Annotated in this window: 27 protein-coding genes; 18 read left to right on the top strand and 9 right to left on the bottom strand. The window is 36.7% G+C overall.

Features of this window, described 5'->3' with window-relative positions:
• The first annotated feature begins 36 nt into the window (after positions 1-36).
• The 5 genes from G5W_RS0116460 to uppS all read left to right on the top strand — a co-directional run bounded on the left by G5W_RS0116460 (position 37) and on the right by uppS (position 3,899).
• Entirely contained in the window at positions 37-597 is a 561-nt protein-coding gene (locus G5W_RS0116460) for a GNAT family N-acetyltransferase (RefSeq protein ID WP_010098356.1), read from the top strand.
• 77 nt (positions 598-674) lie between these two features.
• Positions 675-1,007, top strand: a complete 333-nt coding sequence (locus G5W_RS0116455) for a PadR family transcriptional regulator (RefSeq protein ID WP_010098355.1) — start codon at positions 675-677, stop codon at positions 1,005-1,007.
• The gene (locus G5W_RS0116450) at positions 1,004-1,636 is read left to right on the top strand and encodes an HAAS signaling domain-containing protein (protein ID WP_010098354.1); all 633 of its coding nucleotides are present in this window, start codon (positions 1,004-1,006) and stop codon (positions 1,634-1,636) included. The genes G5W_RS0116455 and G5W_RS0116450 overlap by 4 nt, the downstream gene beginning before the upstream one ends.
• Before the next feature lie 87 nt (positions 1,637-1,723).
• The gene (locus G5W_RS0116445; RefSeq protein WP_010098353.1) at positions 1,724-3,184 is read left to right on the top strand and encodes a DUF4153 domain-containing protein; all 1,461 of its coding nucleotides are present in this window, start codon (positions 1,724-1,726) and stop codon (positions 3,182-3,184) included.
• A 13-nt stretch (positions 3,185-3,197) separates the two neighbouring features.
• Positions 3,198-3,899, top strand: coding sequence for a polyprenyl diphosphate synthase (uppS, locus tag G5W_RS0116440; protein ID WP_010098351.1), 702 nt, complete (start codon positions 3,198-3,200; stop codon positions 3,897-3,899).
• A gap of 47 nt (positions 3,900-3,946) precedes the next feature.
• On the opposite strand, the gene G5W_RS0116435 is transcribed toward uppS, so the two are convergent.
• Complete coding sequence (locus G5W_RS0116435; protein WP_010098349.1) at positions 3,947-4,285, bottom strand: DUF3889 domain-containing protein; 339 nt, start codon at positions 4,283-4,285, stop codon at positions 3,947-3,949.
• Between the two features lie 39 nt (positions 4,286-4,324).
• On the opposite strand from G5W_RS0116435, the gene G5W_RS0116430 reads away from it, so the two are divergent.
• Positions 4,325-4,720, top strand: a complete 396-nt coding sequence (locus G5W_RS0116430) for a VOC family protein (protein ID WP_010098347.1) — start codon at positions 4,325-4,327, stop codon at positions 4,718-4,720.
• 52 nt (positions 4,721-4,772) lie between these two features.
• On the opposite strand, the gene G5W_RS0116425 is transcribed toward G5W_RS0116430, so the two are convergent.
• The 3 genes from G5W_RS0116425 to G5W_RS0116415 all read right to left on the bottom strand — a co-directional run bounded on the left by G5W_RS0116425 (position 4,773) and on the right by G5W_RS0116415 (position 8,856).
• The gene (locus G5W_RS0116425; RefSeq protein WP_010098345.1) at positions 4,773-5,903 is read right to left on the bottom strand and encodes a conserved virulence factor C family protein; all 1,131 of its coding nucleotides are present in this window, start codon (positions 5,901-5,903) and stop codon (positions 4,773-4,775) included.
• 153 nt (positions 5,904-6,056) lie between these two features.
• Entirely contained in the window at positions 6,057-8,168 is a 2,112-nt protein-coding gene (locus G5W_RS0116420) for an MMPL family transporter (RefSeq protein ID WP_010098343.1), read from the bottom strand.
• A 112-nt stretch (positions 8,169-8,280) separates the two neighbouring features.
• Positions 8,281-8,856, bottom strand: coding sequence for a TetR/AcrR family transcriptional regulator (locus tag G5W_RS0116415; RefSeq protein ID WP_010098341.1), 576 nt, complete (start codon positions 8,854-8,856; stop codon positions 8,281-8,283).
• Between the two features lie 127 nt (positions 8,857-8,983).
• Here G5W_RS0116415 and G5W_RS0116410 point away from each other — a divergent pair, with 127 nt between their 5' ends.
• Positions 8,984-10,243 (top strand): CYP152 family fatty-acid peroxygenase CypC, encoded by a 1,260-nt coding sequence (locus tag G5W_RS0116410; RefSeq protein WP_010098339.1) that lies wholly within the window; start codon positions 8,984-8,986, stop codon positions 10,241-10,243.
• 17 nt (positions 10,244-10,260) lie between these two features.
• On the opposite strand, the gene G5W_RS0116405 is transcribed toward G5W_RS0116410, so the two are convergent.
• Complete coding sequence (locus tag G5W_RS0116405) at positions 10,261-10,728, bottom strand: YaiI/YqxD family protein (RefSeq protein ID WP_010098337.1); 468 nt, start codon at positions 10,726-10,728, stop codon at positions 10,261-10,263.
• A gap of 157 nt (positions 10,729-10,885) precedes the next feature.
• Here G5W_RS0116405 and G5W_RS0116400 point away from each other — a divergent pair, with 157 nt between their 5' ends.
• From G5W_RS0116400 to G5W_RS23835, 5 genes are all read left to right on the top strand, one after another.
• The gene (locus G5W_RS0116400; RefSeq protein ID WP_010098335.1) at positions 10,886-11,245 is read left to right on the top strand and encodes a PadR family transcriptional regulator; all 360 of its coding nucleotides are present in this window, start codon (positions 10,886-10,888) and stop codon (positions 11,243-11,245) included.
• Positions 11,232-12,239, top strand: coding sequence for an HAAS signaling domain-containing protein (locus tag G5W_RS0116395; protein WP_010098333.1), 1,008 nt, complete (start codon positions 11,232-11,234; stop codon positions 12,237-12,239). Before G5W_RS0116400 ends, G5W_RS0116395 begins: the two co-directional genes overlap by 14 nt.
• 92 nt (positions 12,240-12,331) lie before the next feature.
• Complete coding sequence (locus G5W_RS0116390) at positions 12,332-12,844, top strand: GNAT family N-acetyltransferase (RefSeq protein WP_010098331.1); 513 nt, start codon at positions 12,332-12,334, stop codon at positions 12,842-12,844.
• Positions 12,845-12,889: 45 nt separating this feature from the next.
• Positions 12,890-13,393, top strand: coding sequence for a GNAT family N-acetyltransferase (locus tag G5W_RS0116385; RefSeq protein WP_010098329.1), 504 nt, complete (start codon positions 12,890-12,892; stop codon positions 13,391-13,393).
• A 312-nt stretch (positions 13,394-13,705) separates the two neighbouring features.
• Positions 13,706-13,855 carry a hypothetical protein gene (locus G5W_RS23835; RefSeq protein WP_010098327.1) on the top strand — a complete coding sequence of 50 codons (150 nt, stop codon included), beginning with the start codon at positions 13,706-13,708 and terminating at the stop codon, positions 13,853-13,855.
• Between the two features lie 173 nt (positions 13,856-14,028).
• Here G5W_RS23835 and G5W_RS0116375 read toward each other — a convergent pair whose 3' ends face one another.
• Entirely contained in the window at positions 14,029-15,183 is a 1,155-nt protein-coding gene (locus G5W_RS0116375) for an AI-2E family transporter (RefSeq protein ID WP_010098325.1), read from the bottom strand.
• Between the two features lie 188 nt (positions 15,184-15,371).
• Here G5W_RS0116375 and G5W_RS0116370 point away from each other — a divergent pair, with 188 nt between their 5' ends.
• Together G5W_RS0116370 and G5W_RS0116365 are read left to right on the top strand one after the other, a co-directional pair.
• Complete coding sequence (locus tag G5W_RS0116370; RefSeq protein WP_010098323.1) at positions 15,372-16,412, top strand: hypothetical protein; 1,041 nt, start codon at positions 15,372-15,374, stop codon at positions 16,410-16,412.
• Between the two features lie 191 nt (positions 16,413-16,603).
• Positions 16,604-17,422, top strand: coding sequence for a squalene/phytoene synthase family protein (locus tag G5W_RS0116365; RefSeq protein WP_010098321.1), 819 nt, complete (start codon positions 16,604-16,606; stop codon positions 17,420-17,422).
• A 112-nt stretch (positions 17,423-17,534) separates the two neighbouring features.
• Here G5W_RS0116365 and G5W_RS0116360 read toward each other — a convergent pair whose 3' ends face one another.
• Complete coding sequence (locus tag G5W_RS0116360) at positions 17,535-17,735, bottom strand: hypothetical protein (protein WP_010098320.1); 201 nt, start codon at positions 17,733-17,735, stop codon at positions 17,535-17,537.
• 84 nt (positions 17,736-17,819) lie between these two features.
• The gene (locus tag G5W_RS0116355) at positions 17,820-18,287 is read right to left on the bottom strand and encodes a hypothetical protein (RefSeq protein ID WP_010098318.1); all 468 of its coding nucleotides are present in this window, start codon (positions 18,285-18,287) and stop codon (positions 17,820-17,822) included.
• 219 nt (positions 18,288-18,506) lie between these two features.
• Between G5W_RS0116355 and G5W_RS0116345 the strand changes: the two genes are divergently transcribed.
• The 4 genes from G5W_RS0116345 (at position 18,507) to G5W_RS0116330 (ending at position 22,929) form a co-directional block, all read left to right on the top strand.
• A complete protein-coding gene (locus G5W_RS0116345; RefSeq protein WP_010098314.1) occupies positions 18,507-19,973 on the top strand; it encodes a methyl-accepting chemotaxis protein in 1,467 nt (488 codons plus the stop codon).
• A 250-nt stretch (positions 19,974-20,223) separates the two neighbouring features.
• Positions 20,224-21,267, top strand: a complete 1,044-nt coding sequence (locus tag G5W_RS0116340; RefSeq protein ID WP_010098312.1) for a LytTR family transcriptional regulator DNA-binding domain-containing protein — start codon at positions 20,224-20,226, stop codon at positions 21,265-21,267.
• A 109-nt stretch (positions 21,268-21,376) separates the two neighbouring features.
• Complete coding sequence (locus G5W_RS0116335) at positions 21,377-22,225, top strand: ABC transporter ATP-binding protein (RefSeq protein WP_010098310.1); 849 nt, start codon at positions 21,377-21,379, stop codon at positions 22,223-22,225.
• A complete protein-coding gene (locus G5W_RS0116330) occupies positions 22,222-22,929 on the top strand; it encodes an ABC transporter permease (RefSeq protein WP_010098307.1) in 708 nt (235 codons plus the stop codon). Before G5W_RS0116335 ends, G5W_RS0116330 begins: the two co-directional genes overlap by 4 nt.
• Positions 22,930-23,411: 482 nt before the next feature.
• On the opposite strand, the gene G5W_RS0116325 is transcribed toward G5W_RS0116330, so the two are convergent.
• Positions 23,412-25,430, bottom strand: a complete 2,019-nt coding sequence (locus G5W_RS0116325; protein WP_010098304.1) for a prolyl oligopeptidase family serine peptidase — start codon at positions 25,428-25,430, stop codon at positions 23,412-23,414.
• Between the last annotated feature and the right edge of the window lie 111 nt (positions 25,431-25,541).

Below are 25,541 nucleotides of genomic sequence, written 5' to 3'. Positions count from 1 at the left end.
AACAAGGCCAATTAAATATAAATAGGAGGACATGATATGAATCCGATATTACTTGATTTTCCAAGCGAGTTTGAAACAGAACGATTACGAATTCGTATGCCAATGCCAGGTGATGGGAGGGCGGTATTTGAATCGAAGGAGGCTTCTAAAAAAGAGTTATTGCCCTGGGCAACTTGGGCACATCTAGAAGACACTGTAGAAAATAGTGAAATTAGAATTCGAGAAGCTCATATCAAATTTCTGGCTAGAGAAGACTTAAGACTTTTAGTTTTTCATAAGGATACAGGTGTATTCATTGCAAGTGCTGGCCTTCATGGTATTGATTGGAACGTGCGAAAATTTGAGGTTGGATATTGGATTGATTCTCGTTATAGTGGGAAAGGTTATATGACAGAGGCTGTGGACGGTATAACTAATTTTGCTTTTAACGAACTGCAAGCAAACCGGATTGAGCTTCGTTGTGATCTAAAAAATGTAAAAAGTAGGGCGGTAGCAGAAAGGGCTGGTTTTGAGTTAGAAGGGGTATTACGTAAGGAGTTCTTAGATGTGTATGGGAAAGAACTAAGAGATACGTGTGTCTATGCGAAGGTAAGATAAATATATAATTATGACTTTACATATACCTCGGAATTCTATATAGTATAGGTACCTAATATTTCTAGGTAGGTGAGAATATGTTTGATCGTGAACTCGTTAAGGGGAGTACATCTCTTCTGGTATTACAATTATTGAACGAACGAGATATGTATGGGTATGAGCTTGTTAAAGAAATGGATCGCCGAAGTGACCATAGCCTTCAAATGAAAGAGGGTACCTTATACCCAGCGCTCCATAAGCTCGAAAGACAGGAATTTATCACGTGTTACTGGCAGAATCAAGAGAAAGGTCCTGCTCGTAAATATTACCGTATTACTGCGGAGGGTAAAGAAATCTTACAAGCGAAAACCAGTGAATGGCACCGTTACGTTCAAGTGATGAATAACTTGATTGGGAGAAGTGAGTCGTGACTACAGGGGAAGAACGATTTCTTCAGGAGCTAGATCGAGCTCTTGCAGAGCACCCTGAGAAGGAACAAATCATTGCTGAATACAGATCTCACATATATGAAGTTCTTCGGGAAGAACTGAAAGCTGATAACGATAGTTATGAGTTGATTGTGAATCGCTTAGGTTCACCAAAGGAGATTGCCTCTCTATGGGCAGAAGAGGCAAAAGTAACTCCAAGACGAATGCAAATTTTATTTGTTGTTCTAAATATCTTGATATTCCTTGGTGGTATTGCTCTTACAGTTGCCTACAATGTTTTTCAATTTGAGTGGATTGAAATTCTTTGGGAAAGAGTAACTGCTGTACCATCCATTATAATTATGGTGTATATGATTTTTTGGGGCTTATTAGGTTATGAAATTGGAAAGGAATTCGGTAGTGGTGGACTAAAAATAGTACGCCGAACGTTTACATACGCAATAATCCCTAATTTAGTCTTAATGTATTTAATTGTTTTTAAACTAATACCGCACGAATGGTTTCAACCACTTTTAAATGGTCCATTCATACTTGCGTGTATTTTATTAACATTAGTGTTGTATCCGATTAGTTGGATTGGGTATCGATGGGGGAGGAAGGCATCACTTTAGTACACCTTACCCCCGATATCGCAGAACTATTTTTACCTATATACATAGAAATTCTAGGTATATAGGATATCATGCGGTGGTGGGAATATGGAAGAACGAAGAAAAACATTACTATTTTTAGTAATTTGTTTAATACTTGGTGGATTAGCGGAAGTTAGCTTATTGCATGGTGTAATTGGGGTTTCTTATCCCTTATTTATAGCTGTCTTTTATGCAGTACTGTATTTTCGCTTTGGATTTAAGTTTACACATCGGAGAATAGGGCTATTATTAATGATTGTTATTTGGTTACTATCCGCATCGTATATGTTCTTTGATAATGAGCTTTTTTATGTGTTAAATATGCTAGCCATTCCGGTCCTAATTTTTGTACATATTGTGTTAATCACAACTCCTAATCATATGGATTGGATCTCTATTCCATTTTTCCTTCGGTTAGTAGATAAGTTCTCAAGCGCAATCATGTATGGAAAACGACTGACTAAATTATTCTTCAAGCGTGTGTTGTTTAGAAAAGTAAAATCAGAAACTACTCATACGTTAAAAAAGATTGTGTTAGGGATGCTAGTTGGGAGTCCGATATTATTCTTTGTGACTATTCTCTTAGTATCGGCTGATGAGGAATTCAGGATAGTTATAATGGAAGTACCGGAGTTTATCGTGAAGTTTAACTTTATCGAAATACTATTAAGATCTCTGGCTGCTTTATTATTATCGTTATTATTCTTCTCGGTATTTCAGGTTCTAAAAAACCGATACGTCACTCCAGTTGTTAGAGTTTCCGAGGAAAAAATAGATAAGAACTGGGACGGAATTGTTGTTGGAACCATTTTAATATTATTAAACGGTATCTATGTGCTATTCGTTGCCATACAGTTTAAGTATTTCTTTGGTGAAGCAATCCAAGAAAATCTTACTTATGCAGAATATGCTAGAAGAGGTTTCTTTGAACTTCTAATAGTAACCCTTATTAACTGGTCTATTCTGTTAGCTTGTATAAAACTAGCGAAGGTAAGGAAGAAATCACTGGGCTATTTTCTTAAAGGTTTATATTCCTTGTTAATAGCAAACAGTAGCATTATTCTAACCTCAGCATATATGCGTTTATCTGAATATGAATCTGCTTATGGGTTTACGATGGATCGGGTCTTGGCTCATATCTTTATGGTGTTTTTAATGGTAATCTTTGCCTACACCTTTATTAGAGTGTGGTTAGAGGGGATATCCCTAAGTCATTTCTACTTAATTGCCGGTCTTATCTTCTACACGGGGTTAAATGTTGTCGATCTGGAAGAGATTATTGTTGGTAATAACCTCAATCGCTTTGAGGAGACAGGGAAGATTGATGTCCACTACTTAAATAACCTATCTTACAGTGGTATTAACGGATTAATTACGTTATATGAAATAGAGCCGACATATCCAGAATTAAGATTGTTATTAGTGCATCATAAGGAAAAAATAGCTGATTTAGATATAACTACTTGGCAGTCATTTAATTTCAAAAAACAACAGGTTGTTGAAAGACTTCGAGAACTGGAATTATAAAAGGAGGGGCCATATGATCCCAAAACATGTTGCAATAATTATGGATGGAAACGGACGTTGGGGAAAGAAAAGGGGCTTAACTCGTAGTGAAGGACATTATGCAGGATCGCAAACCATGGAAGAATTGATTGATGCCAGTGCGGAAGTTGGGGTTGAAATATTAACGCTGTATGCTTTTTCAACGGAAAACTGGAAGCGCCCCAAGGATGAAGTGAATTATTTAATGAATTTGCCGGTGAAGTTTTTTAATCAGAAACTTCCCGAGTTCATGAGACGAAATATAAAAATCTTAATATCTGGTGATATTGAAAACTTGCCTAAAGGAACGAAAAAGGCTGTCATAAATGCAATGAAGGAGACGGAGGATAATACGGGTTTAATTGTAAACTTCGCTTTGAACTATAGTAGTAGGAGTGAAATTGTTCAAGCAATCTATGGAATCATGCAGGATGCGAAAAGTAATCCACTACTGTTAGAAGAATTAGATGAAGAGACTTTCGAAAGATATCTCTACACAAGGGGATTACCTGACCCTGATATTGTTATTCGTACTGGTGGCGAAAAAAGAATAAGTAACTTTTTAATGTGGCAGTCCTCTACGGCTGATTTACGTTTTGTAGATGATTTATTTCCTGATTTCAAAAAGGAACAATATTTGAAAGTGATTGAAGATCAAAATCACGATGATGATTCTTGGAAGGAATGTGCTGGTTGATATGAAATAAGGTCCACCTCTCATCGAAGTGAAGTGGACCTTGTGACTTAACTCGATACTTCTCGAAAACCGATATCCACTACTTCTTCCGTATCATTAGTAAATGTAATATCAATAAAAATACCGAATTCTTTATCAGGGGCTTCAAGCCATAATTTGAATGTCTCTGTAGAAGTTTCCGCTCCTTTTTTTCTCCCAACATGAAAGTAGTCTACAATATTAGCATTTGGATATTTCTCATGTACTTTTTGCATTGCTAATCGTCCCCATTTTGCATAAGAAGGATTTGTATTTTGTGCCGTTACAACGTTAATAGGTTGTTGTATAATAAAGATACCGGCACTAAAAATGGAACAACAGATTAATGATATAATGGCTTTTCTCATCTTTGTTATAACCTCACTTAATCAGATTGGAGTGGAGAAATGATTATTGAGCTGACAATCCAAATACGTGTTTCAGATTTTCAAAGGGGATTACTTTGGTATCAATTATTATTAGACAGAGAGCCTGACTTTATACCACATGAGGGATTTGCAGAGTGGGAACTAATTCCTGGGAGTTGGCTACAAGTAGCAGAGGGTATTCCTGCTAAAGGAAGTGGTCCAGTAAGACTAGGAGTACAAAGTATAACAGAAATGCTTAAAAAATTAGAAAGAGATTATAGTATTGGAGATATAGAAGTACATACTAGGGAAGAAGTGCCAGTAAAATGGTGTACATTTTCCGATCCTTGGGGAAATCAGTTAGGGTTGTTTGAGTATCTCAATAAAGAGGAAGAAATGAAGTGCATGAGCAGGATTCATGGTCAACTGAATTAGGTAACAGGAACAGACTTATTCCGATTAAGGGATAAGTCTGTTTTACACCTATCTATTTATCTTTATTAATTAGCTGGGTCATTTGATGCCATATAGAACCTTTTGCTTCCTCTCCACCTTGAATTCTTGCAAGGGCCATCTTGATCTGCATTCTTACCTCGAATTCTGGATCATCCTGTGCTTCAAGGAGGGCGGGGATTGCTGTTTCGTCCCCTAATTCATATAAGAACATAGCGGCTCGCCAACGAACAAGTCTACTACTATCCTTTAATGTCTTTATCATTTCAGGCATAGCTTCCGTAAAACTTAAGTCGGATAAGCAATCTCCAGCAGTCCGTCTTACGTTAACTGCTTTATCTTTTAGCGCCTTATATAAGTAAGGAAGAACAGCCTTATCATCAATCATTCCGAGATATGCAGTAGCAAGTCTCCGGATGGAGGCTTTTTCGTCATCTAATGCTTTATCTAATACTGGCAAATCTTCGATAGATGGGTCCATTTTGTCTAAAACCGCGTAACGTTCTTTCCAATCTGGATGATCAAGCATCTCTAATGTTACTTTCCTCCATGGTGTTGGTGCGGTTTTATTCTCTAACGCAAAACGTACTAACTCTTTAAGTCGTTCATTATCATATGCTGCAGATATTTCTTCCAGAACTTCATTCCCGATTTCTTCTACCTCACCGTAACGTGGGCTTTGTTCGACCCATTTTCTTTCTGCTAGCATATTGTCTGATGCAACAGATGCCTCAATGGAAGCATGCATAAATCGTTCTGGTAATCCAAACCGGTATTCTTTTTCACCGTCTTCCAGCTTCACTTGTGTTGGGATGAAGCGGAACATCTGAATGAAGACTTTTATCTCCCCATAATGCTCATCAACAGCCTGTTCAGCCTTTGTTATATCATGCATATCTTTCTCAATCGAACCTAGAATCTGTCGAACCTCTGGAAGTATTTCCTCCCAAGGGGTTCGTGCATCACGCTCTAGGGCAATAAAATCGATTACCCTGTAGATTCCTTTGACCCCATTAATAGAGAATAAGCTTTGAATATAGGAAGGGGCAGTGGATAAATCATCACCAAGCTTGTAGTTTTCCGTCTTTCCATCTGGCATAATCTCATCTACATTAATTTTCATAGAATAAGGACTTGGAGTTGGTTCCATCGATACTATTTTCATCAATCATAATCCCCCTTATCAGTAACTATTATTATCATTCTATCAAAGGGGGAATAGGCATTCCAATATTTAGAGTGCATAGTAGGTGGGGGCGAAATTTCATGAATTCATAACAAAAAACCTGAAGGGAATCCTCCAGGTTTTTTGTTACTCTTACTCACCTTCTGCTTCTTTTACTCTCTTATCCTTCTCAAATAAAACAATCAAACTAGGTAATAAAATTCCTCGAATGATGAAGGTATCAATTAATATTCCTACTGCAACAATAAAGCCAAATACGAAGAGCAATTGAATAGGCTGTGTCATTAGTACAGCAAAGGTAGCCGCTAGTATAATTCCAGCTGAGGAAATAACCCCACCAGTGTTCGCGACGGCAATCTCGGTTGCTTTCTTAATGAAATGCTTTTCACGTTCTTCCATAAAACGCGATACAAGAATAATATTATAATCAATTCCAAGTGCAACTAAGAAGATAAAGGCATAAACAGGTACTCGAGTACTTATGGTGTCGATATCGAAGAATAGGTTTGTTAAGAACATTCCTAATCCTAATGCTGCAAAGAAGGAAACAATAATAGTTCCCATCATGTAGATTGGCATCTTGATTGATTTTGTTAGAAAAATAAGCATGATAAAGATCAGCAGTGTCTCTAACAAGACAATAATTATCATGTCTCGATTATTTGTATTGCGATCATCAAGGGATGAGGCAGTCTCCCCAGCAAAGTATAGTTCACCATTTATTTGGCTTCTCTCTAACAATTCGCCTGCTTTTTCTTGCATATCCTCTAATGCTTCAATCGACTCAAGTGCATAAGGACTATCATCGAACGTTAGACTGTAAGAGACGACTTTTTGATCCTCTGTTTGATTTTCTATTCGCACAGTGCTGACATGGTCTTGATTCGACAGTTCCTCTAACAAGGATTGTTTAGTTTCATCTGTCAATTCATTATCGGATTCTATTAACACGGTTGTAGGTGCAAGATCTCCTGGTTCAAATTTACTTTCCAGGAGCTCATATCCAACTCGAGATGGCATATCCTCTGGGAAGGATTTTATTAAATCAAACTCATATTTCAGATTAACATTATAAGTTGCACTTGCTAAGATAAATAATCCGACTACAATGATCGAAACGACCGGTTTCTTCGTTACAAATCTTCCTACTTTACTCCAAATCGAGCTCGATTTAACTGTCGTATCTCCAACCTTAGGAATAACTGGCCAAAACGATTTACGCCCAAAGATTGTAAATAAAGCAGGTACTAGTGTGACGGATGAAATCATAATAACCGCAAGTGCTGTACCAAAGATAGGTGCAAAGTTCTTGTAGTCACCAAGGTCTGCAAAGATAAGGATAATCATTGCAAGAAACACTGTTCCACCGGAGTAGAAGACAGGTAAACCCGTGCCCCTCATAGCTGTTTTCATCGCAGTATATTTATTATCGTGCTGTTTCAATTCTTCTCGGTAACGAGAAAATACGAATAGGGAGTAATCAATAACAGCTGCAAACAGGAGCACAGACATGATAGAAACGGACTGGGAGCTCATGAGTAATCCGGCTTTACCGAATGCTCCAAGAAGCTGTGTAACAACCTGATAAACAAATACTGCTGCTAGTAATGGAATCAATGCTATTAATGGTGAGCGATAAATCACAATAAGTAAGACAAGGATAATCCCAACTGTAGCCATGATTAATACGATATCTGCTCGCGTAAATAAATCGGTTGTATCTACTGCAATCCCCGCAGGTCCTGTCACGGATACATCAAGCTCAGCTTTGTCACCAATAATTGATGTAATCTGATCTAGTGTCTCTTTAATTTCGGGTGTATCTAGATTGGAATCTAGGTTAACGGGAATAATTGCAGTTGTTTTGTCTTCTGAGAAAAAGGACTCAGTTGCAGGTTCTGGAAGCATTCCAATGGGCACTACTTCTTTAACACCTTTTAAATCTTTCTCTATGATGGAATCTGTAATGGTAACTAAATCTTGTAACGCTACTTGGTCATTGGCTTGGAGTACAAGAATTGCTGGAAGTAGTTCACTATCTCCAAAGTAATCCGCAATCTTTTCATTAGCAATGACCGACTGCATATCATCAGGTAAAGAGTCAATACTTGTAACTTGATAATCCCGAACACTTGGGACGGCTACCGTTAGAATGACGGTGACAAGAATCCATACAAGGAGCGTCATCCACATTCCTTTTTTAGTGGATACTCTATCTGTAATATGTTGAAGAAGTTTCTTCATAAGATAAAATCCTTTCTCATTAAGTGGAATTTGGTTACATATGTGTAACTTTAAACAAAAAATAACGATTTATATCGTCATTCTTTTATTATCACGGAAGGTTACACCAGTGTCAATTTGCATTCCTGAACATTCCGTGACAGATAACTTTCTTTAGAGTATTCACCCACTCTAGGTGAGTTAGACCGGTTGTATTTGGTATATTAACCGTTTGGAAAATCATTCCTAATACAAGATTGCTGGGGATATCTTCTTTCAAAACTTTTTCTTCTCTTCCTAATCTTATGAAACCTTGTAAGGAATCATACAATTCTACATGTAGTCTATCCAACTTTTTTTTATAGGCAGCAACCTTATCATTGACAGTAGGAATATGCATACCAATTTCTCTGATTTTATATATGCTCATATCGTTAAAAATAATGTCAAATAGTGCCTCAAATTGGTCCATAAAGGTATCTTTTTTACTTATCTCTTTGAGATGTTGTAAAAAAGTATTTAATTCGAAAACCATATATTCTATTAATAGTTCCTCTTTGTTATCGTAATATTTGTAGATAGCTGCTCTCGACACTTCTAGTTGGTTTGCTAACAACGTAAAGGTATAGCCATCATAACCATGATCTAATAGTAGCTTCTTTGTTATTTGATAAAGTTCCTCTTTTGAAAATTTACGTTCACGCGCCATGTGCTTCACCTCACCCTACATTATAGAGTACTAAATGTTGTAGTGGAAATAAATATAACTGGTATAAAGACAAGCAAGCAAAACAGACTATACAAGGAAAGTACTATAAAGAAGTGAGTGGATAAATATGCCTTATCGGGAACAAATACCAATTGAAAAAGGATTAGATAATACCGCTAAGCTAATGCTGGAGGGATACAATTACATAACCAATCGTAGAAAGAAATTTGGACGAGATTTGTTCGAAACGAGGATTCTTGGTGGCCAAAAGGCAATCTGTATTGCAGGAGAAGAAGCTGTTAAAGTTTTTTATGATGAGGATAAGATCCAACGGAAAGGAGCAGCTCCAAAAAGAATAAGACAAACGCTATTTGGAGAACATGCCATTCAAACCCTTGATGATCAAGCTCATAGACATCGTAAAGAATTATTTATGTCTTTCATGACAAAAGAGAAACTAGATGAAGTTAGCGTAATACTGGAAAGACAATTAGATGTAGCCCTAGATAAATGGGTTGTTCAAGAGCGGATTGTTTTCTACCGAGAAATCGTTCAATTATTGACTAAGGTGGCCTTCGAATGGACTGGCGTTCCAATACGGCAAGATGAGATCAAAAAAAGGGCTAATCAATTAGAAGCCCTCTTTGATAGTGCGGGTGCAGTGGGTGTCCGCCATTGGAAGGGCAGGACCTCGAGAAATATATTAGAAAATTGGTTGAAACAAATTATTACCCAAGTTCGAAATGGTGACTTAACAGTATCCCAAGATACAATTTTATATCAAATGGCTTGGTATCAGGACAAGAATGGTGAACTATTGAATGAACAGATTGTTGCGGTAGAAGTACTGAATATACTTAGACCAATCGTAGCAATTTCAATCTATCTAACCTTTGAAGCATTGGCTATATATGAACACCCGAGTGAGCGGGAAAAGCTGAAGAAAGGTGGAGAGAAGTATCAAGAATTATTTGTACAAGAAGTTAGACGATACTATCCTTTCTTTCCAATGCTAATCGCTAGGGTAAGGGAAGACTTCTTGTGGAATGGCCATGATTTTAGAAAGGGTAATTTTGTGATATTAGATATTTATGGTACCAATCATCATCCTGACATATGGGAGATGCCGAATGTATTTAATCCAGAGCGATTTAGAAATCGAAAAGAAAATTTCTACGAATTCATTCCACAAGGTGGAGGAGATTACTACCGTGGTCACCGTTGCCCTGGTGAATGGTTAACGATTGAATTCATGAAAATCTTAGCAAATTTCATTGTGAATAAAGTGGAGTATTCAATACCTAGACAAGAACATCGCTATAGTATGATTCGAATCCCGAGTCTGCCAAAGAGCGGGCTTATCATGACACATGTCAAAAGAGTTTAAAAGGAAACAGGTAGCAATCAATCCTGACTGCTACCTGTTTCCTTGTTTTTTCGTATCGTTTTCTCTAGTTGAACTCTAAACTTTTGACGGTCTTCATCTGTAAATGGTTTTGGCCCCTTAGTTTTTTGACCACTTCTTCTTGCTTTCGCACTAAGATGACGAGTTTGTAGAAGTTGATCAATATTTTCATTGGTATAGGCAAATCCTTTGTGGTGTAGAACAAGGCAGCCCTTCCCTAAACCGAGAGAAGCGAGTCCATAGTCTTGTGTAATAATTAAATCATTCGGTCTAGCTAATTCCATTATCCGATAATCAGCAGCATCTGCACCAGTATCCACGTATATCGTTTCGACCCCAATAGGTTGTTCATCATGGGAGTAATGGCTAATACTCTTTACTAACACAACTTCTATCGCATGTTGTTTTGCTACCTCAATGACAATATCCTTAACAGGACTAGCGTCCGCATCAACATAAATTTTCATAAAATATCTCCTGAATTTTATTATCTTATCTCTCATGAAAGCGAATTATCGCTCATTTGTCAACATGATTAAGAATGAATAGTAATATTTATCTAATATTAGGTACTTTACAATAGTGTGTGTCATACACTATAATATCGGTAGGAGTTGATAAAAGATGAACGAACAAGAACATATCGACAAATTGATGCTCGAATTAAGACGTGGAACCATTACGATAGGCGTGCTGAGCCAGCTTTCAAGTCCTCAGTATGGTTATTCACTTGTCACATTGCTAGATGAAAAAGGAATTCACGTGGAGCCCGGGACCTTATATCCATTGCTGAGAAGATTAGAAAAGCAAGGTTTATTGGACAGTAGCTGGGATACAAATGAAGCCAGGCCAAGAAAGTATTATGTGCTTAGTGAGACTGGAAAAAGCGTGTATGAGCAGTTGTGTGTCGAATGGCAAAGCATTGTTAGTAGTTTAAATGATTTAATTCTTAATAAGGGAGACGATGTAAATGGAGATGGTTAATCGTTATGTTTATGCGGTAACACAAAGGTTGCCGCAATCACAGCGAGAGGATATCGCAATTGAACTAAGAGGGCTAATTGAGGATATGCTGGAAGAACGTGTTGGGGATGGTGGAAACAATACGGACAAAATGGTGGAAGAAGTATTAATGGAATTGGGTAGTCCTAGGACTATGGCACATAAGTACCGCGGTTCTAAAAGTTACCTAATTGGACCAGAACTATATGAATCCTTTATCCTAGTGTTAAAAATTGTATTGATTTCGGTGGGAATAACATTAGTAGGTGCTTTTGCTATTAAAACGGTTATTAACCCTGTGGAAATCCTAGATCATTTTATAGAATTTATTGTTTCCACCGTTACTGCAATTCCACAAGCGTTGGGTTGGGTAACACTTGGCTTTGCATTAGGAGAATATTATGGTGGGTTTAAAGCCGGAGATTTGAAATTAGATAAAAACTGGATGCCATCCATGCTCCCTCCTATTCCACATCCAAAGAAAACTATTAAACGGTCAGAACCCATCATTGCAATTGTATTTTATGTTATCTTGATGGGGATGTTTGGCTTTTCTAGCAACTACTTTGGGATATTTAGGTTTAGTGATGGTGAATTTGTAGGAGTTATTCCATTCCTGAATGAAGCGAAATTTCCAGAATATATGCCGTTCTTACTCCTATTGTTAGCACTGTTCATTGTAAAAGAGTGTTTAAAACTAATTTCAGGAAAATGGACGATGAAGCTAGTTGTTTGTACTACTGTAGTGAATCTAGTTGCTTTAATGGTCGTTTATTTCATGATTACTAGTCAGTCATTTTGGAACCCTCATTTTATGGAAGGTCTAATGAATGCCGGTATAGTCGAACAGGGAACAGAGGGTTACGAAATAATGGAAACAATATGGAAAAACGTAACGGGTGCTACTGTGATTATCTTTATCGTAGCCTTGTTATGGGATATTGTAGATGGCATGATAAAAGTTCGAAAAAAGTAGAAATATATTCTTTTCAAAGTACAACGAATTGATTATCATAGAAAATAATCAATTCGTTGTTTATTTGTTTTTAACAAGAGGGGGGAGTAACCATGCGGCTAGTTATACCTACTGCTGAATGGGAGAGAGCGCATCGGGAGTATTTGAATGAATGGGGTTCGTCTAGAGTCATTCCTAGTTGTTTTAATTTACATGACTTCGTAAATTATGAAAGTTATCTCGAGGAAATGATGAAAAGAAAAGATGGCTATGGTAATTGGTTACCATTCTCTAGTTATTTTTTAGTGAACCACAAGGATAGAATATTGGGAATGATTGATATTCGTCATGAACTAAATGATTTTCTATATCGAATTGGAGGAAATATCGGCTATAGTGTACGTCCTTCTGAACGACAGAAGGGTTATGCGACATTACTATTAAAAATGGGATTGGATAAATGTAGGGAATTGGGAATGGATAAAGTTTTAATCACATGCGATGAAGATAATATTGGTTCTGCCAAAGTAATCTTGAATAATGGTGGCCGAGAAGATAAGTCTGAAGTAGATGAAGACCAAACCGTTAAAAGGAGATTTTGGATTGACCTTTCCTCTAAGAACTAGTTTTAAAATGATTGAAATTACAAAAATAGTGAGTATGGTGAATAAATGGAAAAAGATATAGTGATTACATCGATGGATCCATTTGACTGGGATCAGGTTGAAGCAATTTATGTAGAAGGAATTCAAACAGGGAATGCTACGTTCGATATAGCACCTCCTATGTGGAAGGATTGGGATAGAGGACACTTAAGACATTGTCGTCTAGTAGCGAGAGAGAATAATCAGGTAGTAGGCTGGGCAGCGTTAAGTCAGTCGGTGCATAAGGAAGCTTATTCAGGTGTAGCAGAGGTCAGTATCTATATATCACAAGATGTAGCTGGTAAAGGTGTGGGTACAATGCTACTAGAGGAATTAATTCGTTCTAGTGAAGAACATGGTTTCTGGACGTTACAAGCTTTAATTTTCCCAGAAAACAAAGCTAGCTTGCAATTGCATACGAAGTTAGGATTTGAAGTGGTCGGTACCCGGAAAAGGGTTGGAAAGTTGCATGGCCAATGGAGAGATGTTGTATTTCTAGAAAGAAGAAGTACGATTGTTGGTGTTGATTAGATACAGAGATAAGAAATATTCTGGTAGAGATGCGAATGCATCTCTTTTTTATTTCAAGTAAAATTTTCAGACAAATATATGATTATATGATACTATAAAACTCCGGCTTTACATGTATCCAAAAAACTGGATAATTTAACTGTAGAATTGAATCAAGTTATACATGCTTTAAAGGCATGATTATTAATATACTCGCTATTTTAGAGAGTATTTTTTAGTTAGATAGGCACTTGACCTACACAAAAAATAATTAACCAATTTTTTTCCCCTGAATATACTATGGATGACATTAGTTTAATGGGGGTTCAAATGATGAATCATGTGAGAAGCGGTTTGGCGTTCTTCGGTTTTTTGATAACTGGTACGGGAGTTGGATTGTTCTTTCATAATATTGAAGCAGGAGGAGCGGTAGGGTTCGGATTAGGTATTCTATCCATTTTAGTATTGCGTAGAGATGATTAATCTTCCTTCTAGTGTAATGCAAGGTAATTAGGACAGGAACCCCAGTAATGTGACAGGCTGAAATAATCGTGTTTGTTTTGTGATTTGCGTTTCCACTATATTTCTAGATAAAAATGTGCGGGAATGATAAAAAGGTTGGTGCTATAGGATAAATCCGTAGCACCAACCTTTTTTTACTTTTCTTCAGACTCATAAGCACCATATTCTTTTCCATAGTAACGATTATATCGATTCCTGAACTGATCATAAATGTATGAAACCAGAACTTTTACGATTGCATATCCAGGTATTCCGAGAATGACACCTAATAATCCAAATAAGTTACCAGCTACTAGTAAAACGATAATGATGGTTAGTGGGTGAATTTTCATGGTTTTCCCCATAATATTAGGAGAGATGAAATTTCCTTCTAAGAATTGCACGATAATCCAAACCACCGCAAGCTTCAGCAGCATAAATGGAGAATTTACCATTGCGATAATTACTGCCGGTATAATAGAAAGCGTTGGACCCAGATAAGGGACAACACTCAGGACTCCTGCTAAGATTGCTAATGTAATGGCATAGTCAAGTCCGATAATTAAGTATCCAATATACAGGAGGATAGCGATACATGAAGCTACAATAATCTGTCCTTGAATATACGAACCAACTTGAGCGTCCATATTGTTTAAGATTTTATTGACATCATTACGATATTTCGGTGGCAATAATGTTAAGCTGTATTCCTTAAAACGATCTCCATCCTTCAATAAGAAGAATAAAATTATCGGGAACGTCACAATTACGACAACAAAGTTCGTGACAGTGCTTGCTAGGCTTCTAACTCCCGCAAAGGCATCTGCTACATAGCTGCCAATAATCCCAGGAATATTGCTAAAGTTCGATACGACCCAATCATATGCTTCATCATAGTACGGGGCAAGAAAAGAGTTTTGCACCCAATCATTAATATCTATCCATAGTTGTTGTAAGTACTTAGGAAACGTTGTGAATAATTCGGAGATCTGTCTCTCGATTGCTGGTGCGATTAATAGTACCAATCCTACTAATAAACCACTTATCCCAATAATGATGATAATAATTCCCCAAATACGTTTAATTTTAACTTTTTCTAATATATCCACTATCGGATTTAATAGATAATAGGCTACAAAGGCTAGAATGATAGGAGGTGTTATGGTAGATAGTATTACGAGTAACGGATTAAAGATAAACGAAACTTTATCAAATATAAACACCATTAATCCAATTAATATTAGTAATACTAATACAAATACTAGATTTTTACCTCCAAGGAATTTAATAAATCGGTTATCTGAATTCATTGAGGCGGTACTCCTTTTTATTTTTATTATAGTGGAAAGAGGAGAAAGTTTCCATTTAAGTTTTAAATCACACATGGATATAGGTATTAGGGATTATCCTTAAAATAAGTAAATCGTCCTGTTGCTGCCTTAATAGTCCTAAGACTATCATATTATATAATAAAAAATAAAAGGGAAGTGTAATGTATATGGGATATAGTAGATTGCTTGTTATTATAGTTTTTATATTAGTTCTTTTCATTACAGCTTGTGATAGCTCAGAAAAATCACAAAGCAAGGATGCCGCAGAAAAGTCCGAAGAAAATGTGGCTGAGAATGGTGGGGAAGCAGCGGACTCTGAGGATGAGGGGGATTCTAAAGAGGTATCTTTCGAAGTAGAAAATTCTAAGGCCCCAACCGATCAGGGAGATTTGAACGTATGGTTTAAAGGCGATGTCAACATTGAAGGAAACAAAGTTATAGCAAAAGGAACTACCAATCTTTTACCGGAATCCCGTATTTATCTAGATATGAGTCCAGAGGAAGGAACGTTTATTGGAGGAGATGGGAATGGTACAGTTGAACCTACAGGTGCCTATGAGATAGAAGCGAACATTCCAGATGGATTTGATGGATTATTACATATAGAACTTTCGTTTGACTCAAGCTCTCAAGTCAATGAAGAAATCCAAAAACATTATCAAGATGGGATAGAGGGAAGTTTTGCTAGAATTTATTATGATTCTTACGAGGAAAAGGTTTTGACAAAAGCAGCTTTTCGAAAGACTATTCTATTTGATAAAAATAAACAATCCTTCACTATTGAAGAACCAGAATGGGATATTCCAGAAGACCAAGGAGACCCAAATGTTTGGATAGAACCAACTGTTGAAAAGTTGAAGGATTACATGGTTATTAATTTGAAAAGCAATCTTGTGGAGGAAACCTTTATCCGTACAGACGCAAATTTACCAGACTACATCACGACAGGATTTAGCGGATTTTCTTATATTAATCCAGACGGATCAGCTGTGATTTATTTGGAGGATCCTGAGAAAGATAATAGAATAAAGAACTTGAAAGATTATACGATTGAAATTGAAGTGGACCCTTCACATGGTAACAATGGAAAACAAGTGATAGAGGCTTATGGAGAAAATGGTGAAAAACTTACAGGTGACCTTGTATATGATATGGGAAATGATAATGGAAAAGTCATTAAGCAAGAAATAACCATTCATGTGGAGTAATCCTATATACCTATACTTCATTCAAGCATTATCCCAAAAAGTTTGTTATACTTTATTTATGTTAAGCGTAAAATAACAATGGATAAAATATGGATTAAATAAAAGGGATTCTAAGAAAGTGGTAGCTTTCAAGGAATCCCTTTCACAAAAGAGCAAACTTTAGTGTTAGTTTTTAAGGAGGATATACCAGCTTGAGTGACGTGGTGAAGTTAGAAAAAGAAGTAATGCGCATGCTTAAAGAAACGAGCAGAACATTCTATATTCCGATAAAACTTTTAAAACCGAGATTACGGAAAACTGTTGCTTCTGCCTACCTATGTATGCGAGCAATAGATGAGATTGAAGACCATGAACAAATGGATGCTGAAATCAAACAACATTTATTACGTTCTACTAGTGAACTATTAAAAGATAATTTTAATGTCGAATCTTATATGCAATTAATTGAACCATACCAAAAGATGCTTCCAGAAGTAACGATAAGACTAGCTGACTGGGTTTCCTTTTGTCCGGAAGGTATAGTAGAAAAGGTACTAGATTCAACTAGTATTATGGCAAGAGGTATGGCTGATTGGGTTGGGAAAAATTGGCAGATAATAACGAAAGAAGACTTAGATGAGTATACATACTATGTAGCTGGTCTTGTTGGCGTAATGCTATCAGATATTTGGAGATGGTATGACAATACGGAAACGGACTCTGATTTAGCTATTGGTTATGGTAGAGGACTTCAAGCGGTCAATATTCTTCGCAATCAAGAGGAGGATGCTGATAGAGGAGTCAAATTCTTCCCAGATACTTGGACAAGGGATGATATGTTTGAATATGCATCAGCTAATTTAGCGAAAGCAGACGAATATATGAAAGATATCAAAACAAAGAATATCATTCTATTTTGTAGGATACCACTAGCTTTAGCTCACCGAACACTCCATGCGCTGAAAAATGGTCAGGATAAAATATCGCGCCAAGAAGTGGAAGCTACAGTTGATGAAATTATCAATAGCTAGAACTAATATTTGATAGATAATTACGAAGGTAAATCAGATGGAATAGAGGCCAAGAGGTAATGCACCCCTTGGCCTCTTTCTATGGTTCGATAGTATAAACAATAGATAAAAACTAAGATTTTGTATGCTTGGTAAAAAGTGCTCTAAAGGCAAGATGGATGATAGCGATGGCAAAGATTACGATGATAATTCCGCCAATCAGTGTTAGGACGGTTGAAACTGGTGATGTAATGATTGCTGAGGCTGGTACTAATGTTAAGGCAAATCCTGCTAAAATGGCTATGAGATATAAGCCTGCAAGTCTATCCCACACAAAAATCCCTCCTTCCACTATATCGTATGCAGAGGGAGGGGGAATGTTTTTTACATTTATATTAATTGTGTAAATTAGGCTAATTTAGAAGCATTGGAAAGAAGCGATGCGATTTAAGTCTATTCCAAAGTACACCCAACGATTTCCACGCCATCTGAATCCAGCAACAGAATTTCTACCAACAAAAGTAGGATAGTACCAGAACGCGTTACCGTTCGCGAGCCATACATAGGTGAAACGGAATAAACATCCTCTAATAGCACCAGGGTCTACAGCAAACGTTTGAAATTGTTGCTGTTGTGGTGTAAATGATGGTGGAGGGGAAGTCGGCGCACCTTGCTGCTGACCTCCTCCAGGCTGTCCAGGAAAGCCCCCTCCTGGAAAACCTCCTCCTGGAAAACCAGGGAATCCACCAGTTTGTCCTGGTGGTGTAAAGCCAGGCTGTTGACCGCCTCCGGGGAATTGAGGACCAAAGAATTGCCCCCATAAATATCCAGGTAAATTAAATTGTCTTTCGTCATCATGTGGTGATCCATATTCATAATAATTCAACTCGTATTCCTCCTTCGATAATTCTCCATTCGTTTTAATATATGGGGAAAATGACTAGAATGGGAGTTGATTCGTAAGAAATGGGCTGATGACTACCATATTGTGTAGGTGAATTATTGGAAAATGATACCGATACTAATTTTTTCCAAAAAACACTACCCTCTATATCGAATCATGTCGATATAGAGGGTAAAAGACAAGAAGAGATGGGTGAGCAGCATGAATCTAGTTAAAGATTTGATTCAAGCAGATACAATCAAGAAAAATACGTTAATGGTCATTACAATGGGGATTTCTTTATTTGCGGCATTTATGTTATCACTAACGACTGGTAATATGGATACAACGATTCTATATGGTGTTGATGTATTCTTATTGGTTGGTTTTTTCTTTTTATTTAAGGCACTCAAGAAACCGAACCTATTTCCATTAGCTACAATTATCCAGGTATATACTTTCTCCATAATTGGGATGTTTATTAGTGGAAGTAGTATACAAATCGTATTAATACTTTTGTTTTTAACGATGTTTTCGGCAATACAGCTCAGATTGGGCTGGTTCTTACTTGGTTATTTCTATGGTTTTGCAATTTTAATACTAAACCATGTTATGAGTACCGATTCGGCAGTTAAAGATTTATTTAGTTATATTATGCTTATATATATCTTGTTAGGTGTAATGTTCTTTGTTATTATTCGCTTGTCAGCGGGACAGTTTAAAAAAATTGAAGAGTTACTAAATGCGTCCTCCTTGGATGCAGAACTAAAATTAAAAGACAAAGAAATGCTTGAGTCTAACGTATCGCTTATTGTGGAAAATATTTCCGCGATGAACGAACGTATTCAACAAAATATGAATTCGCAAAAAGAAATAGCAACTTCAATTGATGAAATGGCAAGTGGAGTGGAAACGCAATCTAATCAAATTACAGATATATCTCAAAATGCATTTGAAACGAAACAAGGGATGCAAACAATCTATGATACTTCCAATCAATTGAAGGTAGAATCATCAGAAGCGTATACGGCTTCCTTAGAAGGTAAAAATCAAATTGATGAGTTAAAATTAGATATTCATGCCCTAAAAGCAACTATCGAGGAATTGAATTCAACCTATTTAACTTTATCTAGTAAACTTGAGGAAACAAATGAGTTTGCAGAAACCATTAGAGGGATAACAGAACAAACAAACTTACTCGCCCTAAATGCTTCGATTGAAGCGGCAAGAGCTGGAGAAGCTGGTAAGGGATTTGCCGTTGTAGCAGAAGAGATACGTAAGCTAGCGGAAGTGACGAGTAAGTCAACAGAAAGAATTACCGAAAACTTAATAGAACTAAATGAAAGTAACTCACAAGCCCTAGAGAAAATGAAAACTAGCAATGTTCAGATTGATACAAACGTCAAGACAACAGAGGAAGTATCTAATTACTTTATGAAAGTTACCGAAACATTACAAGTCTTGGATGAAAGCTTAACTAGTTTTACGAATCTTTCTAGTAAAGTAATGGATCAATCAACCGAAATTGAGGTATCAACGAATGATTTGGCAGCCATTATCGAAGAGACGTCTGCGGGACTCGAAGAAATGAGTGCCACAGTAGAAGGATTATCCACAGATAGTGAAGTAATCGCTAGAGATATGGATGTAACAGCGTCTAAGGCAAAAGAATTAATCAATCAAAACTAGACTGTATAAATGGTAGGGGAGAATCCTCTACCATTTTTTTTGCAGATAGAAAGTATAAATTAGCTATCTCCCCTGCATAACAAAAACTAGCGATTGCGAGTTTTCTAATAATCGATTGCCCAGTATATACGAACTTTGCAGATTTTTTTACAAATTAGTACTAGTCAATAAGAGCTACAAACGATACCATAGGTACATAGCCTGAATTTATCAGTCAGAACAAAGTAACATAATGGGGGATAATGGTTTCATGAACGTCTTATCGATACATAATTTAGAGAAACAAGATAAGGATATTCTTTTATTCCCGAAATTCAACTTAGAGATATCTAGAGGAGATACAGTATCTATTCATTCTAGTCTGAATATCCGAGAATCAATCTTGAAGTTGTTTTTAGGGAAAAGCACGATAAATGGAGAAATAACCGTACTGGAGAAAAAACTTTCGGAACGTAATAATCTTCATGAACTGGGAATAGGTATTAGTTTTCTTAACCAAGGTCTTTACCAAAGACTATCGGTACTTGATCATCTCAAGCTATTCAAAAAATTATATGATACGGATGTGTCGTTGGAGGATGTATTCACCATCACACAGTTAAGTCAGGTGAAGCACTCCGCGATACGGAATCTGACATTCTCAGAACAGAGAAGGGTACATCTTGCCATTTTATTAGTACAAAATCCGGAATTATATATTTTTGAGGAACCTGATTGGAATGTTGATATGGAAACGAGGCGAGTAATCCTCAATATCGTCAGCTACTTAAAAGAATCAGGAAAGGCAGTACTTATACTAACTGGTAATATGGAAAATGCGATTACAATGGCTGATTGTGTTTACCGATTAAATGAGGACGGAATACATAAAGTGGACATGCAGGATACAACTGTATCCCCTGAGATGGAAGTGGAAGAAGAGCCATTAGAGAAAGAGGATGTACCAATAACGGTAAACTTTAATAAGATTCCTACTAAGGTTCATGATAAAATCATTCTTTTTGATCCACCAGAAATTGACTATATCGAAAGTAATGATGGTCAATCACATGTTTATATAAAAGGAGACAGTTTTCCAAGTGTCTTTACATTAAACGAATTAGAGGAGAAACTAAAGCCGTTTGGTTTCTTCCGTTGTCATCGATCCTATATCGTAAATTTACAAAAGGTTCGGGAGGTCATCACATGGACCAGGAATAGTTATAGTCTTGTTCTTGATGATAAACCAAAATCGACAATCCCACTTTCTAAGACGAAAATGACGCAATTAAAGGAAATGTTGGGATTAAAATAAGCTCCATTCAACCTGAAAAATGCTCCTTTCATGGAAAAAATGCTGTAAAAAGCCTTGTTTTATACTAATCTAGCATTACAAGAAAAAATGAATTACACGGAGGAGAAACATGGAGAATATTATTGAGGTAAAAAACCTAGCCAAGGTTTTTGGTAACCAATCTGCATTAGAAGATGTAAATTTTCAAGTTAAAAAAGGAGAAACATTTGGATTTTTAGGTCCAAGTGGTTCTGGAAAAACTACGACAATTAAAATTTTAACGGGACAGTTGCTACAGACATCTGGTGATGCTGAAGTATTCGGTGTGAAAAACACTGCATTAAATACGGCTGCTTATCGAAAAAGAATTGGGGTCCTTTCTGATAATAGTGGATTATATCAACGTTTATCTATTGAAGAAAACTTAAAATTATACTGTGACCTGTATGATGTACCAAGAAAACGAATGGAAGAAGTATTAGATTTAGTTAATCTTAGCGGGGAAAGGAAGAAGGTTGTTTCTAAGTTGTCTAAAGGGATGACACAACGTGTGCTATTAGCTAGAACATTGCTTCATGAGCCAGATCTATTATTCCTAGATGAGCCGACGTCTGCTCTTGACCCAGCGAATTCTAAACAAATACATGATGGTCTTCGACTTTTAAACGAAAAAGGCACCACAATCTTTTTAACTACTCATGATATGAGTGAAGCGGAGACACTTTGTAATCGTGTTGCTTTCCTAAATAAAGGAAAAATTCAATTACTAGATGAACCTAAAACACTGCGCAGACAATTTGCGGATGGTAGTGTCAGGTTGGAATTAAAGAATGGCCAGATCATTAGCCTTCCAGGTGGGGCAGAAGGTGCGGATGAGGTTTATAAATATATGTCTAATAATGAGATAGTTTCGATTCACTCAAACGAGCCGACATTAGGAGACATTTTCGTAGAGATTACTGGGAGGGAATTAGTATGACATTTTCATGGAAGCGAATCTACGCAATATTCAATAAGGATTTAAAGGATTTATCTAAAAACTTGTTTGTTAGCTCTATTATTGTTCTACCAATATTGATGGCGTTTCTATATGGTGGAATGTATGATATGAATTTGGAGTTACATTATATGGTAATTAATTTAACCTTGGCTTCTGTTACTGCATTTATTCAATGTGCCGTAATAGCGGAAGAGAAGGAAAAGCATACATTAAGAGGGTTGATGCTTTCCCCAGCTTCTTTAACAGAGATTCTTACAGGAAAAAGTCTTGTTACGTTATTTCTAACTGCGATAACATTAGTTCTTTGTTCCATGATCATGGATTATGAACCAGCAAGTCTGGGTATGGTTGCTATTGCTCTAATTATTTCTATGTTATTTTACATTGGAATTGGAACTTTACTTGGACTATTATCACGTACAGTTGTTGAGGCATCTGTTATTATTTTACCGGTAATCTTTCTATTTGGTTTTGGCTCATTATTAATGGTATTAGTTGATAAGTATCCGGCACTTTCCTTTATTGAATACTTACCTAATATTCAATTAGTAGAATTTGCGTATAAAGTAGAAGAAGGCCTAGGCTTTGGTGACCTGTGGAGTCATTTAGCTATATTACTAGCATGGGCGGTTGTTTCCTTTATTGTCACTGCATTTGTTTATAAGAAAAGAGAGCTTGATTAATAGAATATCAGGTTAATAGATAGGTTCACCAGCCGCACAAGTCGACATCTGCTTGCAGTGTCTTCGTTTGGAGGTAGGTGAGCCTATTTTTGTAACGTATGAGGAGACTAAGGAAGTCTCTCGAAGTGACTTTGGCTAAGAATTCGATGGAAATGTAGTTGATGAAGCTTCTAGAGTACTTTACGACAGTGAATATCGGTAAAATTGGTAACTAACAGCTGTTTCATCACGTTCTCAGGAGTTAATCCCAATAAAAAGATGATGAAAGCTAGCTCTCATCACGTTCACGAGAATATAATTCAGTGATTTCATGATAATAACCACAATCATCATCTTATAGGTGAAAGTTTATAATACTGATATTCGCTAGAGGATCCTACTGGTATATTACAAAGGATAAGAATAGTTGATACAGTAACAATTCTTCTTGATAATCAGTACACTAAATAGAATTAGTATGGCACAACATGCCTTATCAAATTTTATCTCAATTCCTTATCCAGAAATGCGTAAAAGTCTACCCATTCATCTATAACTTTTGATGTAGGTTTTCCTAATCCGTGTCCTGCTTTAGCTTCAAGCCTCAAGACAATTGTTGAATCCTTATCAGCTTTCTCCATTAAGGTTGCTGCGAATTTCTTCGCATGGGCTGGAACAACACGGTCATCACTTTCAGCAGTTGCAATTAGAACTGGTGGATACACTACGCCTTCCTTAATGTTATGAAGTGGTGAATAGGCATATAGATATGGGAATTGCTCTGGGTTATCAGCACTACCATACTCAGGAATCCAATAACGGCCAATCGTAAACTTGTGATAACGAAGCATATCAATTACTGGCACACGACAGACAACTGCGCCAAACAAATCTGGTCTTTGCACCATACAGGCTGCAACTAATAGTCCTCCGTTCGATCCCCCCATAATAGACAGCTTTTCTTTTCTTGTATAGTTATTCGCAATTAACCATTCCCCAGCAGAAATGAAGTCATCAAATACATTTTGCTTGTTTTCTAGCATGCCTGCACGATGCCATTCTTCGCCATATTCCGTGCCGCCTCTTAGTACAGCCACCGCATATACGCCACCTTTTTCAAGCCAGCGGAGAATTGCCGGGTTAAAGGAAGGTGTCATGTTCACATTAAATCCACCATAACCGTATAAAATCACCGGGTTATCCCCGTTTAATTCTATCCCTTTTAAATAGGTTAAAAACATTGGAACCTTAGTACCGTCCTTTGAGGAATAGAAAACCTGTTTTGTTTCGAATTTGGAAATATCAATCGGTAATTCTGATTCAGTAAATACCATTAGTTCACGATTATCCATGTTGTAGTTGTAAACTACTGTTGGACTTAGAAATGATGTTATTCCAAAATAAATTTCGTTTGTGTCTTTGCTTTTTGTAATATCTGTCAGAGACCCAAGGGTTGGAAGTTCTATGTTATGTGAGAAAGTACCATCCATATTAAAAACTTTCAGCTGGTGATGGGCATCGTGTAATAATCCGATGATAAACTTATCATTTAATGATATGGCAAAATCAATTACATCATCCTGCTCTCGAATTACTTCTTCCCAAGAAGAATCAGGGTGATTAATGTCTACCTTAATAATTTTCCCGTTCGGAGTATTAAGGTCTGTTTTGAAGTAAAAAGTATTATCTTTATTCGTAACATAGAGATACTCTGCATCGGCTTTGTCCAATAGGCGCGTAAACTTGTCATTAGAGTCAATCGGCCTTAGGTAAAAGCGATTCTCTGTTGCTGTGCCTAAGAAAACGTAAAGGCAAAGATACTTATCGTCATCACTAGTAAAGGTTGAGAACATTAACTCCTTATCCTCAAGCTGTTCATGTATAAGCTGGTCGTTAGACTGGCTATCCCCAATCTTGTGGAAGTATACCTTGTTAAAATTACTTTCATCTTCAGGTTCTACATTACCAGGCTCTGGGAATCTACTATAAAAGAACCCAGTATTATCTGGTGCCCAAGTTATACTAGTGAATTTAACATATTGGATATGGTCTTCTAATTTTGAGTTATTTGTAAGGTCAAGAAGGTGAATTTCCTGCCAGTCACTACCATGAGTAGAGGTAGCATATGCTAGATAACGACCGTCCTTACTAAAGGAATAGTTTGTCATGGCAACCGTGCCATCCTCACTTAACTTGTTAGGATCAATGACAATAGTATCTGTATCCCCATCTTTCCGGAATAGAATGGCTTGATTTTGTAACCCATCATTTTTTTGATAGTAAAGTTGTCCTTTTACTACCTTTGGTACAAAATACTTCGGGTAATTCCAAAGCTCTTCTAATCTTTTTCGATCCGCATTACGAGTAGTTGTTGTAGAAAAATATGTATAACATTGTTCTCCCATCCATTGGCTCCACTCTAATGATTGCTCTGAATCGGGATCCTCTAACCAACGATATGGATCTGCGACTTTCGTTCCGTGATAATCTTCTATAATATTATCTTTCTTAATGGTTACCAATACTATTCCTCCTTTAAAAAAGTGTTACTAATATTATTCGAGGAATATAAGTAAAATCCCTTTTATATTCTAGAGAATTATGGAGTATACTTATTATTGAAACCATTCTGA

It is taken from the genome of Ornithinibacillus scapharcae TW25 (assembly GCF_000190475.1).
Classification (GTDB): Bacteria; Bacillota; Bacilli; order Bacillales; family Amphibacillaceae; genus Ornithinibacillus; species Ornithinibacillus scapharcae.
This window is presented reverse-complemented; position numbering and strand designations above follow the sequence as displayed.